Origin of the sequence: Psychromonas arctica DSM 14288, assembly GCF_000482725.1 — a bacterium.
GTDB classification, from domain to species: domain Bacteria; phylum Pseudomonadota; class Gammaproteobacteria; order Enterobacterales; family Psychromonadaceae; genus Psychromonas; species Psychromonas arctica.
This window is the reverse complement of sequence record NZ_KI519483.1, coordinates 36,059-53,871: the sequence shown is the minus strand read 5'-3', so window position 1 is coordinate 53,871 and position 17,813 is coordinate 36,059. Positions and strand designations below refer to the sequence as shown.

Annotated in this window: 13 protein-coding genes; 9 read left to right on the top strand and 4 right to left on the bottom strand. The window is 37.7% G+C overall.

Annotated elements, in window-relative coordinates; all coding sequences use genetic code 11:
- Positions 1-101 precede the first annotated feature (101 nt).
- The gene (locus tag H592_RS0118595; protein WP_028870099.1) at positions 102-2,555 is read right to left on the bottom strand and encodes a glycogen/starch/alpha-glucan phosphorylase; all 2,454 of its coding nucleotides are present in this window, start codon (positions 2,553-2,555) and stop codon (positions 102-104) included.
- A gap of 613 nt (positions 2,556-3,168) precedes the next feature.
- Between H592_RS0118595 and malT the strand changes: the two genes are divergently transcribed.
- The 7 genes from malT (at position 3,169) to cdd (ending at position 12,193) form a co-directional block, all read left to right on the top strand.
- Complete coding sequence (gene malT / locus H592_RS0118590) at positions 3,169-5,877, top strand: HTH-type transcriptional regulator MalT (RefSeq protein WP_028870098.1); 2,709 nt, start codon at positions 3,169-3,171, stop codon at positions 5,875-5,877.
- A 219-nt stretch (positions 5,878-6,096) separates the two neighbouring features.
- A complete protein-coding gene (locus tag H592_RS22825; protein WP_051369265.1) occupies positions 6,097-6,801 on the top strand; it encodes a substrate-binding domain-containing protein in 705 nt (234 codons plus the stop codon).
- 162 nt (positions 6,802-6,963) lie between these two features.
- On the top strand, positions 6,964-7,902 hold the full coding sequence (locus tag H592_RS0118580; protein ID WP_028870097.1) for a LysR family transcriptional regulator: 939 nt from the start codon (positions 6,964-6,966) through the stop codon (positions 7,900-7,902).
- A gap of 360 nt (positions 7,903-8,262) precedes the next feature.
- Positions 8,263-9,039, top strand: a complete 777-nt coding sequence (deoC, locus tag H592_RS0118575; protein WP_028870096.1) for a deoxyribose-phosphate aldolase — start codon at positions 8,263-8,265, stop codon at positions 9,037-9,039.
- A 91-nt stretch (positions 9,040-9,130) separates the two neighbouring features.
- Entirely contained in the window at positions 9,131-10,462 is a 1,332-nt protein-coding gene (deoA, locus tag H592_RS0118570) for a thymidine phosphorylase (RefSeq protein WP_028870095.1), read from the top strand.
- Positions 10,463-10,790: 328 nt separating this feature from the next.
- Positions 10,791-11,306 (top strand): DUF1097 domain-containing protein, encoded by a 516-nt coding sequence (locus tag H592_RS22820; RefSeq protein WP_051369264.1) that lies wholly within the window; start codon positions 10,791-10,793, stop codon positions 11,304-11,306.
- The gene (gene cdd / locus H592_RS0118560) at positions 11,306-12,193 is read left to right on the top strand and encodes a cytidine deaminase (protein WP_028870094.1); all 888 of its coding nucleotides are present in this window, start codon (positions 11,306-11,308) and stop codon (positions 12,191-12,193) included. The genes H592_RS22820 and cdd overlap by 1 nt, the downstream gene beginning before the upstream one ends.
- A 356-nt stretch (positions 12,194-12,549) precedes the next feature.
- On the opposite strand, the gene H592_RS0118555 is transcribed toward cdd, so the two are convergent.
- Entirely contained in the window at positions 12,550-13,011 is a 462-nt protein-coding gene (locus tag H592_RS0118555) for a lysozyme inhibitor LprI family protein (RefSeq protein ID WP_028870093.1), read from the bottom strand.
- Positions 13,005-13,769 (bottom strand): glycoside hydrolase family protein, encoded by a 765-nt coding sequence (locus H592_RS22815; protein WP_028870092.1) that lies wholly within the window; start codon positions 13,767-13,769, stop codon positions 13,005-13,007. Before H592_RS22815 ends, H592_RS0118555 begins: the two co-directional genes overlap by 7 nt.
- 499 nt (positions 13,770-14,268) lie before the next feature.
- On the opposite strand from H592_RS22815, the gene H592_RS0118545 reads away from it, so the two are divergent.
- On the top strand, positions 14,269-15,081 hold the full coding sequence (locus H592_RS0118545; protein WP_028870091.1) for a Cof-type HAD-IIB family hydrolase: 813 nt from the start codon (positions 14,269-14,271) through the stop codon (positions 15,079-15,081).
- Between the two features lie 336 nt (positions 15,082-15,417).
- Here the strand turns inward: H592_RS0118545 and H592_RS0118540 are convergent, their stop codons facing one another.
- Entirely contained in the window at positions 15,418-16,827 is a 1,410-nt protein-coding gene (locus H592_RS0118540) for an amidohydrolase (protein ID WP_028870090.1), read from the bottom strand.
- A 656-nt stretch (positions 16,828-17,483) separates the two neighbouring features.
- Between H592_RS0118540 and H592_RS0118535 the strand changes: the two genes are divergently transcribed.
- Positions 17,484-17,807: a hypothetical protein gene (locus H592_RS0118535; RefSeq protein ID WP_028870089.1), complete on the top strand. Its 324-nt coding sequence runs from the start codon at positions 17,484-17,486 to the stop codon at positions 17,805-17,807.
- The last annotated feature ends 6 nt before the right edge of the window (positions 17,808-17,813 follow it).

The following is a 17,813-nucleotide window of genomic DNA, read 5'->3' as shown; positions in this document are numbered from 1 at the left end:
ATAAATGAATTCAGCATTTATAATGGCGACTACTGTGAAATGGGCATATAGATTAATAAATTAAAAAGTGAAGTGCGCCTAGCACACTTCACTCAATGCGATTAACGATGTACTGCCGATAACTTCCAAATATTATTAGCATAGTCTCGAATAGAACGGTCAGAGCTAAACTTGCCTACCAATGCAGTATTCATAATAGCTTTACGCGCCCAGCCCTTTTTATCTCGGTATTGTTTATCCATCGCTTCATGCGCATGAATATATGATGCAAAGTCCGCTAAACACAGGTAAGGGTCTCCGCCATCCAACAACGCATCATAAATAGTACGCAACCTTCCTGGCTCATTAGGTGTAAATACATCGCTAAGTAACAAGTCTAATGAAGCTTTTAATAACGGATTAGTATGGTAGTAGTCGAAGGGGTTATAACCTCGGCTTAGTACAGCTTCAACGCCATCAACGTCGAGCCCAAAAATATAAATATTATCGTCACCTACCTCTTCACGAATTTCTACATTTGCACCATCCATTGTGCCGATTGTTAACGCACCATTTAATGCCATTTTCATGTTGCCTGTGCCTGATGCTTCTTTACCTGCCGTTGATATTTGCTCAGAAACATCCGCAGCAGGGATGATGATTTCAGCAATGCTGACTCGATAATCAGGAATAAATACGACTTTCAACTTGCCGTTGATTCGCTGATCATTGTTAATGGTTTCAGCAATTTTATTAATAGCGAAGATGATCTCTTTTGCAAGGTGGTAACCGGGCGCAGCTTTTGCAGCAAAGAAAACAACTCGCGGCACCATATCAAAGGTAGGTTCGTTTAATAGACGATAATAAAGCGACAAAATATGTAATAAATTTAAATGCTGGCGCTTATATTCATGTAAACGTTTAATTTGAACATCAAAAATAGCATCACTATCTAGTTCAATATCCATATGTTCCTTAACCCAACTGGCCAAACGCTGTTTATTCAATTTTTTTACATTCATATAATCATTTTGAAATTGACTATCTTCGGCAAACTCAGCGATTTGGTTAAGTTGACTTAAGTCCGCAGGCCATTGATCACCTATTTTATCAGTGATTAATTGAGATAATGCTGGATTACAGAACTTCAACCAACGTCGAGGGGTAATGCCATTAGTGATATTTTGTAAACGGTTAGGATACAACTCATCAAACTCAGGGAATAAATCACGTTTAACTAAAGCAGAATGCAAAGCTGCAACACCATTAACCGCATAAGAGCCAACTACGCATAGGTTTGCCATGCGAACATTACGATGAAAACCATCTTGAATAATGGATAATTTACGTTGTTTCTCAACATCACCCGGCCATTTTTCTCGTACTTCTTGCATAAATAAGTGATTAATATGGAATATAATTTCCATATGTCGAGGTAATAAGCTTTGAATCAACGATTCAGACCAAGTTTCTAACGCTTCAGGTAGTAGCGTATGATTAGTGTAGGCAAATGTTTTGCTACAAATAGCCCAAGCATCGTCCCAACTCATGTCTCTTTCATCAATCAAAATACGCATTAATTCTGGAATAGCGATCGTTGGATGAGTATCGTTGAGCTGTATGGATTCGTATTGAGCAAGATCTTTGAGATTATGTCCAGATTCATCGTGACGACGTAAAATGTCTTTGATTGACGCGGCACTATGAAAATATTGCTGCATTAAACGCAGTGTTTTACCTTTTTCGTGATTATCATTTGGATATAGAATTTTGGTGATATTACCAGCATCGATAAGTGCATGTTGTGCTTCAAAATAATGTCCATTATTGAAACTTTCTAATGAGAATGGTGCAATCGCCTGGCATTCCCATAAACGTAATGGATAAACAGTATTACTTTGGTAACCAACAATCGGAAGATCCCACGGCATGCCTTTTACGAACATACCAGGTACCCAGCGGCGCTTTTCTTTGCCATTTTCAACTACAGGCTGTACATGCCCATAAAATCCTATTTCCTGCGCATATTCTGGGCGCGCAACTTCCCACGGGTAACCTTCTACACCTCGCCATGCATCTGGTGCTTCTTTTTGATGACACTGTTCAAAGGATTGCTTGAAAAGCCCATATTCGTAATGTAGCCCGTAACCAATAGCAGGGAATTCTTGGGCTGCACATGAATCCATAAAACAAGCAGCTAAACGACCAAGACCACCATTTCCTAATGACGGATCGCGCTCTTCTTCAAGTAAATCCGATAGGCTGTGTCCCATTTCTTGCATCGCATCGTTAATTTGATCGTAAATACCCATGCTAATTAGGTTATTGCCTGTCAGTCTGCCAATCAAAAACTCTAAGGATAAATAATTAACACTTTTCGCATTTTTAATTTTCGGATCTTGCTCAGTCGCTAATAAATCAAAGGTAGTTAGCCCAGCTAATGCGCGTCCTAAGGCAAGGTACCAGTCATGCGTCGTCGCTGTCTCTTCGGTTTTTGCATAAGTCGTGTTTAAGTGATTTAACACTTCAGATTTAAATAACGTTTTATCAAATTCTCTTTGTTGAACAGGTTTCATGGTAAAGCCTCTTTATTAAGTTTTATTTATCTGAGGCATATTCTGGATTTATATTAAACGCAAAACATCCTCCTAATTTAGGGTTAAATAAGGAGGAGTATTAAGGGCGTAGAAAACTAAGTTTATGCTTAGGGCGATGAATACAGAATCGATGACCTTTTACGATAATAATCAATAGATAGCACTAGTGTGGATAATGAGTGCCAAGTCACTTTTTAAAATAACAATGATAAAGTAGTCTCGACACTTCGATAGTAAATGAATTAATCTTAATGCTGATTTGAAAATATAAATACTCTTACAAAAAAAAATAAGCTTTTTTTTCATGATATTAGGTTTAAACACTGATATGCATCATCATTTTCAAAAATAGCTTAAGGTATACTTTAGGTCACATAATTTGATGATTGGTGATTGAGGTTTTGAAAACAGTACTATCATCGAGAATTAGCCATGCCATACAGTACGAGATTAGAGTCACATCGCTATTACACAGGGCACTAAAAAATGTGTGTAATGTCATGCAATGTAAAGCCTTGCAGTAGTCAATTCTAGTGAATATAGCGTACGCTTGGCCCTTATAATAGAAATAATTAATAACACGAGAAAGCAAATGTGGCTCCCATCAAAACTAACAAGACCAGGCAGATTACATAACGCAATACTAAGACCTCGCGTGCTCGAGTTATTGCAACAAGCGCCATTTTATAAACTGGTTCTATTTCGTTCGCCAGCAGGCTATGGAAAAACCACCATGACCGCACAATGGTTAGCGGATAAATCCTCCGTCGGCTGGTACAGCATTGATGAGAATGACAATGATATATTTCATTTTATTAACTATTTCATTCAAGCAATCAACAAGGCAACTAACGAGTCCTGTCCTAATGCGCAAACATTAGTTGAAAAACGTCAATTTTCATCGCTGCAATCATTGTTTGGTGAAGTATTTAGTGAACTTTCCAACTATCACCAAGAATGTTATTTGGTATTAGATGATTATCACTTGATCAAAGAAAATGAGATTCATGAAGGGATACGTTTTTTCCTTAAACATATGCCAGATAATATAACATTAATCGTAACCAGTCGTTCTGCACCTCCTATTGGTACAGCAAACCTTAGAGTACGCGACTTAATGATCGAAATAGACAATGATCTTCTCGCTTTTGATGCAGATGAAACAGCTCGTTTTTTCAATCAACGTTTTTCCGAGGGCGTAGATGATACTACGGTAGATAACCTTCGTGCTTATGTTGAAGGCTGGCCTTCTGCATTACAACTTATCGCGTTACAAGCACAACATAACAAAAAAACACTAGCACAATCGGTTGAGTCTGTTTCAAATTTTAGTAATGGCCATCTTTGGGAATACCTTGTTGAAGAAGTTTTTGACTTTTTAGATAATGATACTCGTCACTTTTTAATGCAATGCTCTGTACTGAGTACCTTTAACGATACGCTTATTAGTGAGTTAACAGAAAGAGACGATGCATTGAGTATGCTTGAATACCTAAATCGTTATGGCTTATTTATATACCCCTTAGAGGGAGAACAAAACTGGTTTAGGTTTCATAATTTATTTGCAGAGTTTCTAGCACATGAACGTCAAGCACGGATCCCGCAGGAAGAAAATGCGCTTCATCATAAAGCGGCTAAAGCATGGCTAAAACTAGATATCCCTCAACAGGCTATGTTTCATGCACAGAAAGTAAATGATGGCGAACTACTGACAAAAATCATTTCCGCGCACGGCTGGAGAATGTTTAATCATGGTGAATTAACTAATTTAGAAAGTGCAATTAACAGTTTGTCTCCTGACAAGTTATACGAAAATATTAAACTGCCATTAATAAGAGCTTGGCTTGCACAAAGCCAACATAGCTATACCGCAGTAGAGAATATGCTGGCGGAGGCTAAGCAAGAGATCGATAAGAGAAATATTACGTTAACAACAAACGATCAAGGTCAAGTTAATGCGCTGCTTGCGCAAGTTGCTATTAATAGAAGTGAGCCTGAAAAAGCCTTTGAACTAGCTGAACTAGCATTAACCCAATTAGACTCTAATGGTTATCGAAATCGAATTATCACCACCTCTATAGTAGGTGAAGTAAATCATGTAATGGGACAGTTAGACAGAGCCCTACCTTTAATGCAACAAACCGAGAAATTAGCGAGACAGCATAAACTCTTTCATCAAGCATTGTGGGCAATATTGCAACAGGGTGAAATACTGCTGGCACAAGGTTTTGTACAAGCTGCATTTGAGTTACAAGATAGTGCTTTTAAACTGATTACTGAACAAAAATTGCAGCAATTGCCGTTACATGAGTTTTTATTGCGTAACCGTGCGCAAATATTATGGTGCTGGAATCGCTTAGATGAAGCTGAAGAATGTGCTTATAAAGGAATCAATGTACTCGGAAACATAGAACCTAGCAAACACTTACACTGTTATTCAATGCTAGCGATGATAGCAATAAGTCGTGGAGAGCTAGATAAGGCCATGCGATTTATTGAAAAAATACAACACCTAGTACAACAATCAACCTATCATGATGATTGGTCAGCACATGCGTCACAATCATTGCTTTTATACTGGCAAGCTCGTAATGACTTAGACGCAATAAAAAATTGGTTAGGTACCGCAATCCGCCCTAACCAAGCAAATAACCACTTTTTGCAACTGCAAGTTCGTAACATTGTCAGAGCTGAAATAGCCCTTGAACAATATGACCAAGCAACAATAACGATTAAGTTTTTACAGTCTGAGGCCAAAGCATCACATTTAATTACGGATAATAATCGTAATCTTATTATTGAAGCGATTATAGCGACAAAAGTAGGTAATGAAACATTAGCGTTAGAGACATTAAAACAAGCACTAAGTTTAACTAACCAAACAGGCATGGTCAGTAACTTCTTGATCGATGGTGTACATATTGAGCATTTACTACAAAAACTTAGCAGTTCCGCTAGCTTAAATGAACTTGAAAAACACCGTACGTTACAATTATTAAAAGATATTTCTATCAAGCAAAAGAGCCGTTCTATCCACTTCGATGAAAGTTTTGTGGATCAACTGGTGAATCACCCTGATATACCTGAGCTCGTTCGAACCAGTCCCTTAACACAAAGGGAATGGCAAGTATTAGGTTTGATTTATTCTGGATTAAGCAATGAACAAGTCGCACTCGAGCTGGATGTGGCAGGTACAACGATAAAAACACATATTCGCAACTTGTATCAGAAGCTGAATATTGCAAATCGCAAAGAAGCGATAAAAACAGCAGAGAACTTGTTGAGACTTATTGGTTATTAATACCAATTTTGCTCAATAGCTAATTAATATTGCTGGTTAAAATACACCACTTCTTTATTCTTGATGGTTTACCATCAAGAATAAAGAAGTGGCCCAATAAGTTAGTCCTGATACAAGGGCTCAACTGAATAAAGAAAATAATGACCGCAGTTGAAGCCAACTCAACCACCTACTAAAGTAGATGGTTAAGTTTTATGCCACAAGGGTCCATTAGACAGAATGCAGCATAACGTAGACATGTTAATGCAAAAGCGTGTTGATGGGTTAATGCTTATGTGTGCAGAAGTAGATGGCCGTCATATTGATCTGCTTCAACATCATAAACCTGTTCCTTCGATAGTTATGGACTGGGGGCCTGCTGATCCTTCACTAGATCAAATCCAAGATCACTCTTTTCTCGGTGGAAGCATGGCGACTAAATACCTAATAGACTGTGGGCATACAAAAATAGGTTGTATTACAGGCCCGTTAGAAAAAAATACGGCTCACTTAAGGTTGCAAGGGTTTAAACAAGCAATGATAGAAGCACATATTGCAGTCAACAAAGAATGGATCATAGAAGATGAATTTGAAGCTGAAGGTGGTTTTCAAGCATTTAATAAGTTATTTGAAAAAGGCCCACTGCCCTCCGCACTTTTTATTGGTAATGACATGATGGCAATGGGGGTTATTAATGCAGCCCATAAACAAGGGATAAGAATACCAGAAGACATCTCTATCATTGGCTATGATGGCATTAAAATGGCTAAATTTTTCACCCCTTCTCTGACCACCATTCATCAACCTAAATTTAGGTTAGGTGCAAAAGCTGTCGATACGTTACTAGAAAAAATTAATAAACAACGCGCTGAGTCTATCGTCATCAAACTTGAACCAAGTTTAATAATAAGAGATAGCGTTAAAAATCTAAATAAATCAATTTGATGACAGCAATTACTTGCTCCCCTAACTAGCCACAGAACAATAGATATTGATCAATAGCAGGTTAATATAACTTATTCACCTCACTTATCTACCATTCAGCTCTTTTACTGGCATTGCTTTTACTATCTTTGTAAGATGCTTTTTTAGAACTTGGAAATTGAAATGAAAAACCGTGCTAATCAAATGTATTTATTACATATATTGAAAATGAGTGGCAGCTTTACTAAAGCGGCTGAACGATTGGATGTATCAATTTCCTATGTTAGTAAACAATTAACTCAATTAGAGTCAGAACTCAATGTGCAACTTGTGCAAAGAACCACGCGCAATTTGACCTTAACCGATGCGGGTATTGAGTTTGCTGAACATTGTGCTCAACTCTATGCAAATATTCAAAATGCAGAAGCGGCAATGATGGATGCAACAGAACAAATGTCAGGTACCATCCGTTTGGCACTATCACGAAGTTTTGGCGCGCTGCACGTCATTCCAGTATTAGATAAAATGCAAAAGCAGTATCCAGAGATCAATTTTGATATCACTTTTTCAGATCAAAAAATCGACATGCTAAATGATGGTATTCATTTATGGATAACAACCCATGCGGATATCAATGAAGGTTATATAGCCCAAAGGGTCGCCGATGGTAATTTCGTGCTTGCCGCTTCACCGGGATACTTAGATAAAAACCCGAAACCTATTCACCCAGATGATTTATTGCATCATAACTGTGTCACCTATCATAGTAATACCCGTGACTACAGCTATTGGCCATTTAGTAAGGGCGAACAATTATGTTGTAACCATGTCACTGGCAACTACCGTGTCAACCTTTCTGAAGCAGTAAGGGATGCAGTTATCGGAGATCACGGCGTAGGTTATATTGCGACCTATTTATTATCCAATGAGTTTGAAACAGGCAAACTTATCCAACTCCTACCAGACTGGAAAGCTAATTTAGATATGCCGGTTTACGCCGTCTACCCACGAAAAAAGCACCTTCCCAAAAGGCTGAATACAGTGATCACGTTTCTAAAGGAGCATATTGGTACGCCGCCCTATTGGGATCTAGCTCTAGCTCCTTGGGTGAAGAACATTTAGTCGCATTAAATAAACCTTTCGTTTCTTTTCATTTATTCGTTGTGATCGTCAGTGCTTTTTCTTGTGCCAGTGCCGCGTAAAGCGCCCTTTAATAGCAGAGCCTGTTTCTATGCTCTGTTATATCGTTTAAAACCGATTTTTTAGACCTAATTTTGTAACCCTAGTCGCATAACCTGACTTCATAACATAGCTTCATAACATAGCGGCAAAAAAAACAGTATTCAAGAACGTTAATCAATCCTTCACTTTTTCCATACGTAAAAAGTGCTTTGCCTATATCGTATATATCAATGCTTTTATTCGATGTACTCTCGAGCACATAAACCTCTTTCAACTTACGATAAAACTGGAGCCAACCCTATGTCTGATATTAAAACAGCTGCTTTACGTGCACTTAAGCTAATGGATTTAACTACATTGAACGACGATGATACAGATCAAAAAGTTATCGAGCTTTGTCATAATGCTAAAACGGCCGTTGGTAATACCGCTGCAATTTGTATTTATCCTCGTTTTATCCCGATTGCTAAGAAAACACTGCTTGCACAAGGTACACCAGAGGTGCGTATTGCAACCGTGACCAATTTTCCACACGGCAACGATGATATTGAGATTGCAGTTGCAGAAACTAAAGCTGCGATTGCTTATGGAGCCGATGAAGTTGATGTGGTTTTCCCATATCGCGCACTGATCGCCGGTAATGAAAATGTTGGTTATGAGCTAGTGAAACAATGTAAAGCAGCCTGCGGTGATATTTTACTTAAAGTGATCATTGAAACTGGAGAGCTTAAAACTGAAGCGTTAATTAAGCGTGCTTCAGAGTTGAGCATTGATGCTGGTGCAAATTTCATCAAAACCTCTACTGGTAAAGTTGCAGTTAACGCCACTCCAGAATCAGCTGAAATAATGCTTAAGGTGATTCGTGATATGGGTGTTGCTCAGCGCGTTGGTTTCAAGCCAGCAGGTGGCGTAAAAACAGCACAAGATGCAGCGCAATATCTAGCAATGGCAGATCAAATTCTAGGTGAGCAATGGGCTGATAGCATGCATTACCGTTTTGGTGCATCAAGTCTACTGACTAATTTATTGAACACATTAGAAGTGACAAATCAAACTGCCGATGCAACAGCATACTAGGCATCGCTTTCGTTACAGCTAGTCCTTCTATTTATTATAGAGGGGCAGACAAACAATTAATTAAAACTCGTTAAAGAGTATGGAGAGATTAATGTTTTTACCTCAAGAAATAATCCGCAAAAAACGTGATGGGCAAACACTAAGCACTGAAGAGATCAACTTTTTCATTCAAGGCGTGGCTAACGATACTATTTCTGAAAGCCAAATTGGTGCATTTGCTATGACTATTTTCTTTAATGAAATGGACATGTCAGAGCGAATTGCCCTTACCTGTGCAATGCGTGACTCAGGTATGGTCATGAACTGGGATCACATGAATTTTGGTGGCCCTATTGTTGATAAACATTCAACAGGTGGCGTGGGTGATGTTACCTCGCTGATGTTAGGTCCAATGGTTGCTGCCTGTGGTGGTTTTGTACCAATGATTTCTGGTCGTGGTCTTGGTCATACTGGTGGCACATTAGATAAATTAGAATCAATTCCTGGTTACAACATTTCTCCAAGCAACGATGTGTTTGGCGAAGTGACCAAACAAGCAGGTGTAGCGATTATTGGTCAAACTGGCAACCTTGCCCCTGCCGATAAACGTGTTTATGCAATTCGAGATATCACCGCTACAGTAGACAATATTAGTTTGATCACCGCGTCAATTTTGTCTAAAAAATTAGCAGCAGGGCTGGATTCACTAGTGATGGATGTAAAAGTGGGTTCCGGTGCATTTATGCCCACCTACCAAGCATCTGAAGAACTGGCTAAATCTATTGTTGCTGTGGCTAATGGTGCTGGCACAAAAACAACGGCAATTTTAACTGATATGAATCAGGTACTTGCCTCGTCAGCAGGTAACGCACTCGAAGTACGTGAAGCAGTACAATTCTTAACCGGTGAATACCGCAATCCTAGACTCTATGAAATCACCATGGCACTTTGTGCGGAAATGCTAGTATTAGGTAAATTAGCTGAAAACAGCGAGCAAGCACATCAACAGTTACAAACCGTGCTAGACGACGGCTCTGCCGCAGCATGTTTCAGTAAGATGGTTGCAGGCTTAGGTGGACCTAAAGACTTTGTTGAACACTACGACAAATACCTAGAAAAAGCACAAATTGTCAAACCTGTTTATGCAAAACAAAGTGGAATTGTTTCCGCAATGGATACCAGAGCAATTGGTATGGCCGTAGTGAGTATGGGTGGTGGACGCCGCGTTTCTAGCGATACTATTGACTATGCTGTTGGTTTTGATAACTTTATTTGTTTAGGTGACACTGCAAACGAACAAAAACCACTAGCTGTTATTCATGCTCGCAGTGAAGAACAATGGCAAGAGGCTGCTGCAGCACTACTTCAGGCTATTAAGGTAGGCGACCAAGCTTATCAACCGACACCCAATGTTTACGGGCAAATCCGCGCGGAAGATATTTAAAGTAAAGCCTGTAACAAGGCACAAGAAATCAGAGTGGCAGTTATTGAAGCAGTGTTTGATGTACATTATGCTCACTGCTTGATGTAAATAATAATGATACCGCCTTTGAATATGATGATTAATCTATTTCTTTGTAGGTTTATTAACAAAAACATTGAGAAAAAATGGTGCGCTAATATCGGTTAATGTTTAGCAAGTGGTTATGTAACGTAACCAATCAATTATTGCCTCTCCTTTCTATAACAATAAGCACATGTTTACTCAAAGCATGTGCTTTCATTTCATATTTTTTTATACTATTTTAATTTACAAAGATTAGGGATATTCGATGAGTTTACTGTTAGCATTGTCAATTAGCACTGGCATTTTATCCGGCTTGTTAGTTTGGCTTACTGATTTTTTTGATATAGCAAGCTGGCTAGTATTCTTAGGGGCAACCAGTTATTTTGCTTGTACTGATAAAGGTATGAAAGGATTGGTTCAAGTCTGGTTGACTAATTTCAGTGGTACAATTTGGGCAATGTTAATTATTGTTTTCTCCACTTATCTTGCAGCTGATTTTGCTCCTTATGCCACAACGGCTATCTTTGCCTTTGCTATGTGTTTTCAAGCTAAATTTAATGTGCTTAAATTTATCCCTGGCACATTCATCGGTGCAGCCGCCATTTTTTCTTCCAATGGAGAATGGATGGTTACTATTATTGCCTTATTTATTGGTGCTATTGTTGGCTTTCTCATGACTTATACCGGAGAACAGTTGCATAAATGGAGCGAGCACCGCTCAAGCGATAGTAAATCTCAGCTATCGGAAAACGGTCGATCAAAAAGCTTAGGAATAAAATAATGAATAAATTGTTAGCAAATGCATTGAATGAACTACCTATAATTTTAGCCGATTATTTAAAACCTATCGTTGAAGATAAGGACTTTTCTGCCACTATTTCAGTGGCACAGTTTAATGAATTAATGACTATAACTACATTAAGTGATAGTGAATTACGTGTTGCATTACTGCCACTTGCAGCAAGTTACTCCTACTCCCCTATTTCCAATTTTTGTGTTGGAGCGATTGCGCGCGGCCTTTCAGGAATATTATATTTTGGGGCTAATATTGAATTTCCAGGGTCACCGCTAGCACAAGCAGTGCATGCAGAACAATCTGCCATTTCCCATGCTTGGATGAAAGGAGAGACGGGCATTCAAGATATCACCATAAACTATAGTCCCTGCGGACATTGCCGACAGTTTATGAATGAACTAAGCAGTGCAGATAAAATGATGGTACAACTGCCAAATCGACAAGCAAAAACGTTACAAGACTATCTACCAGAATCATTTGGTCCTAAAGATCTCAATATAACGACACTGTTAATGGAAGATAAACCACAAAAATATGTTGTATCTGATGATAATTTGTTACTTACGAATGCCGTTGCTGCTTTAAATATCAGCCATGCGCCCTATTCAGAAAACTACTGTGGCATCGCTATTCAACTCGATGATCAATCAATCTATATCGGTGCTTATGCAGAAAACGTTGCTTTTAATCCGAGTTTGCCACCACTTCAAGTAGCATTAATACAGATACTTTTAGCGGGCAAAAGCTTTAAACAAATTTCAGCAGTTACATTGGTCGAGCTTAAAGCGGGTCAAATAACCCATAAATCAACGACACAATCTGTTTTAGATACGTTGAGACTTGGCATCCAACTTAATTACCTTGCTATTTAAAACAATGAGCTGTTAATTAAAAACACTGCACTGCAGACGTGTTTTGTACTTACCTTTGTAATCATAAAATTATGGCTTGGTAAAATAATTACTTTGCCAAGTTTTTTCCTTAGCAAATCAATTCCTTAGTAAGTTATTTCCTTACTAATCAGTTCTTTAGCAATGTATTAGCTTGCTAAAGAACAGCCTTGAGCAAAAAAATAGAGAAACCTAGCTACTGCAGGTGAGTTTAAAAGAATCATTTGGCATCGCGACCATACAAGCTCTGAGTATACTTGTTTAGTGTTGAATCATTTAACCTAAACAATACATGCAATAACATACTTTTATAGTAAAACTATTGGTACGATCTAACGTTAAAGATTTTTTGCATAGTGTAACAACTGAACAATGCGCTCTTTGACTATCCGCGTTCGATAATCACCCCGAGATATTCCCGCTGAACTGCCAAAATATTCACGAGTCCAAGTACTTTGAATTAACTTAAACTCAGCGTCACGGTACTTTAACCAAGCAAGTTGCGCAGTTATCAAATCGGACTTCCTTGCATTGGGTAATTTCAACTTAATATGTGAAAATGCTTTATTTAATTCTTTGTCTAAAAATAACAGATAGTTATTATAAGCAACTAAAAAATCTCTGGTTTTATTTTTGGGATCATCAATCGCCATCAAGTAGACCATTTCTCGTTTTTCAAACTCGCCAAACAAATCTGGGGCATCTGGGTTATCAATTGCACACGCTCCAAAAATAACGCTAATAGAGAATAAACAGCCAAGAAGGATCCGATACATATAATTAAGTGATCTTTTTACCATTTTTCATAAACTCCTTTCTGATAGATGTTCCACTCCGACTGCCGTCTATTTTTTAAACCACGATTAACTTTACCTTGAGATTTATCCCAGGCTTTCCAAGCTTTTTCCAACGTAGGGTAAGAAGTTATCACGTCAGGATCGTTAATCATTTTTAACACCGATGACTGAGAGAAACCTGTTTGACCTATATTGAAAGCAAATATTACCATTGCATCGAATTCATGCTGAGTAACATCAACGTTCACTTTACTTTTTACGGTGTTAATAAAAGGATTTAGATCTGCTTGTAATAATATAATCGCTTGCGCCTCGTTCAAACCGGCTTTGTATTTAGACCAATCTGATTTGGCAATCAAATGGCCGTAACCAATAGTAGCACCTTCTACCCACACCTTAATATCTTTGCCGGTTTGGTCGTCGTAGGGAGTTATTGCCAAACCTTCAATTTCCTTCAAAAGATTAATTCCTTTTTCACCAAAATATAGCGAACTAATCGATGCAACTGCTTCTTTAGTGGTCTGTAAGCGTCTCAAGGTTTCACCATTAGCATCAACCAACCCATCTGCTTGATGCATATCCATCATCATTTTTTGGAAAGCTTGTATTCGTTTAATCGTGTTTGGACCTGATTGTCCATCTATTATCAACGGCTTTGCAAAGCCAGCAAATTTATGTTGATTGAGCAAGCCTTGCACTATTTTAACATCTTCAATGTTATTTTCGCCTTTATCTCCAACGGATGCAGTTATCGTTTTCATGGTAATTCCCCTTCATTTATGGGGCGCTCTTCTTGACACCGAGAAGAACACAAAGAATAAACTTCTGGAACGATTGCTATAATTTACTAACGACTGGTGGTGATGCATGAGCATCTAACTATTTCAAAAGCTAAACTAACGGCCTTCTTGCATAGCTCAATACTTAACCACATTAATTCATATTTAATTGATGCTCAACAAGATATTTTCTTTTCTCTCATCGATTGAATAAATTGAGTGATGGGAGTTTTTAAAAGGAATTCATTATTCAGTAGCTAGCCACTGTAGCTGGATAAAAATTAAGCCAAGAAGTAATACTTTATTTAGGATGAGGCCAAAAACACGATCTAGATGATTTTTAACAGATCATGAAATGCCACTTTCTAAATTATTTCTTTTAATGCTAGCTACATGGTTTTTATCCATTTGCTAAAGCATCACGAAAAATCATATAATCATCCTATTATCAATCCCTTACAAAATATGCGAGCGTTCATCAATGGCACAACATAATATTAAATTCATTGCTACCGATATGGATGGTACCTTGTTAGATAAAGAGGGTCGTTTACCACCTGATTTTTTTGACGTATTCCAACAATTAGAGCAAAAAGATATTATGTTTGCAGCTGCTTCTGGGCGCCAATATTATAGCTTATTACAAACCTTTTCTTCGGTTAAGGAACGCATGATATTTATTGCTGAAAACGGCACCTTAGTCATGCATAAAGGCGAAGAACTCTACAGTTGTACTATTGATACCAGCTCAATTCATCGCATTATCAAAGAGGCTCGATTAATCGAAGGTGCACATATTGTTTTATGTGGCAAAAAGTCCGCATACATTGAAACACAAATACCTGAAGCACTTAATGAAATAAAAAAATACTACCATCGTTGTGAATTTGTAAAAGATTTACTCGAGGTAGAAGATGAGTTTATTAAGATTGCTATCTGCCATTTTGATGGTTCACAAGAACACGTATATCCGTCAATTAATGAAAAATTCAGTATTGACCATAAAGTAGTGGTAAGCGCTAAGGTTTGGCTTGATGTAATGAATATCAATGCATCAAAAGGAGATGCCATCAAATATTTACAAGAAACATTAAACTTTAATTTCGAACAAACAATGAGTTTTGGTGACTACTTTAACGATATCGAAATGTTACAAGCAAGCTTTCATTCTTATGCAGTAGAAAATGCCCATGAAAAAGTAAAAACATACGCCCGTTTTAGTGCGCCGAGTAATCTCAATCATGGCGTGTTGAACGTGATTAAAGAACACCTTCAGCTTATCGAATCGGATTGACTAAATTTCAATAAATAGCCAGTATGTAACTGTTTATAATTAACTGATCTAGCATTAAATCTTACTAGGCTATGGATTATTGTTTGGCTATAAACACTAATCCATAGGACATATATCTAACGTTTCAATCGATTGCGTTCTTTGCTCATCACTAAGCACTTTTAAGCTAGAAATAAGTCCTTGGATTTATAAGCTAAACTGATCATAAATAGAGGTTTAGTGGTTTAGCAATTTGCTCGTAAATCGCAGAGAGAGCGGCCAGTAAAATTAGATGGTATGTCTTTGGAGTAAATAAAACGGGTAAACTGAATTATTTAGCCCGTTATCTTTCACTTTTTATTGCACAATTTCTCCACTATCGATAATAGTTTTTCTAACGACATCGGTAAATTTCAATGCTTCTTCACGAATTTTATCTTCATCTACTGTCAAAACCTTCTTATCTTCCATGAGTATTTTTCCGTCTACGATAGCATGACGGACATTGGTCGGATAAGCTGAGTAAACTAAAGCTGAATATGGGTTGTACATGGGAACCATATTCACCGCTTTAGTATCGATAACAATGATATCAGCAAGTTTACCGACTTCTAATGATCCTATCTTATCTTCCATATGTAAGGCTCTGGCCGCCCCCATGGTGGACATATCAATGACTTTAACTGGCGGCATTGCAGCACGATCGTGGTTAACTAACTTGTGTACTTTCGCTACTTGTCCAAATTCTGCAATGGTACTTAAGTTATTACCTGACATTGGGCCATCGGTTCCTAAGCCAATGCGAACTCCTTGGTCATACATTTTGAGTGCCGGTGAGACACCTTTTGCTGATTTTATATTTGCACTCATGTTATGTGCAACGCCCATATCGCTTGCTTTTACCAAAGCGATATCTTCGTCGTCAACTAAGATCATATGTGCACCAACAAGCTGACTATTTAACGCACCAATATCATGCATATATTGAACTGGACTTTTACCTCCGCTGATTTCTGCAATTTTCTCTTCTTCGCGTGTAGATTCCGCTAGATGAATCAATACAGGTACACCTTTTTCTTCGGATAGTTTTGCAACTTGTTGCAATACTTCTGTTGTATTGGTGTAGGGAGCATGTGGTGCAAATGCGGGCGTGATACGAGGATGATCTTTATATTCTTCGATAAATTTAAGAGCGTAAGCAATCCCTTCCTGTGCATTTTTTGCATCCGCTACAGGAAATTTTATTACTGTTTCACCTAATACTGCACGCATACCGATTTTATCAACGGTTTTTGCCACTTCATCTTCAAAATAGTACATATCTGCGTAAGTGGTTACACCGCCCTTTAACATCTCTACGTTACCCAAGTTAGCTCCGATACGGACCATATCACGAGAAACCAGTTTTGATTCGAGCGGGAAGATATAACGGTGTAAGCGATCTGGTACATCATCGGCAAGTGATCTAAAAACGGTCATTGAGACATGTGTATGCGTATTAATTAGTCCTGGCATAACGATGTCGCCAGCCACATTCATTATTTTAGTTGCTTGGTATTGGTCTGCTAATTTTTTATCGCCAACAGCAATAATTTTATTATCTTTAATGGCAACCGTACCAGACTCATAAATAGTTTTTTCTGCATTCATAGTCAGTACAGTTGCATCAGTGATCAGTATGTCAATATTTTCTACTGCAAAAGCTGAAGCTGAGAATAAAGATGTCGTCGTTAATGCAGCTGCGATTAAGTTTTTATGAAAGCCCATAGATAATCCCTTTTTTGAAAAAATAAAGTAGCGATGTGGTAAAGCAAGATGTAACTCGTTTGAATAGAACGCAGTTGATTTATTATCAAATATTAACAATAAATGCAGGAGATTAGCTATTGATTTAATGCAAATACAAGACACTTGGGGCTAGAGTAATCGCTCAAGGCAGACTACATCTAAACCAATCCATTCTATTAAATGGTCCCATTCGGGTACCTGTTGCATGAAACTTTGAGCCAGGCTCTTGTCTTGCAATAAGCGTTTTTGCATGCTTATTAACTTGCAAAACAGGATGAATACCATCTTTCAAAATAGACTCGTAAATTTTTAGGGCACGAACATCTGTTAATAAATGATTGAAATTGCATGTTTTAATAGCTTACTCGATTTGTTTAATAACTGTAATTCATTCGATTAAAAGTTTAGCAATTGCAACAACCCATCCCCTGTCAGTAATATGACTTTAATTTTACATTTATTTTTTGTAAATGATATGCTGTTTAATGATTATGATTGCATGCTTTTTTGTGAATTAAATTTATGAATTGTGGTGATCTAAATTGGGATTATAAATAAAACGTTATGTGATGAAACATTACGTACATATAACAAATTTATTAAATGTAATAATCTACAATAATGAGGAAAACAAAATGATTCAAGGTCAACTTTACAGTGGTCAAGTAACCGAAACAATGGCTATTTCAGATATAAATCAAGGTAGAGATATTAATCTGAATTTACATCATAGTGATAGTGGCGGTTCTATAAAGATTTACGTACTAGGTGCTGATGAAGCAATCTTTAAAGTTAAACATGTTTTAACTGTTATTCCAGGAGGGGCAGATGTGTCTTTAAATTTCACGGCTAATTATAACTACATTCAATTGGAAGCAGTTGATGGAGAGCACGGCGCTAGTGAACATGAACGCCCTTCAGTTAGATATGATCTCGACAGACAGACGCTTCCTGTATAACTGCAT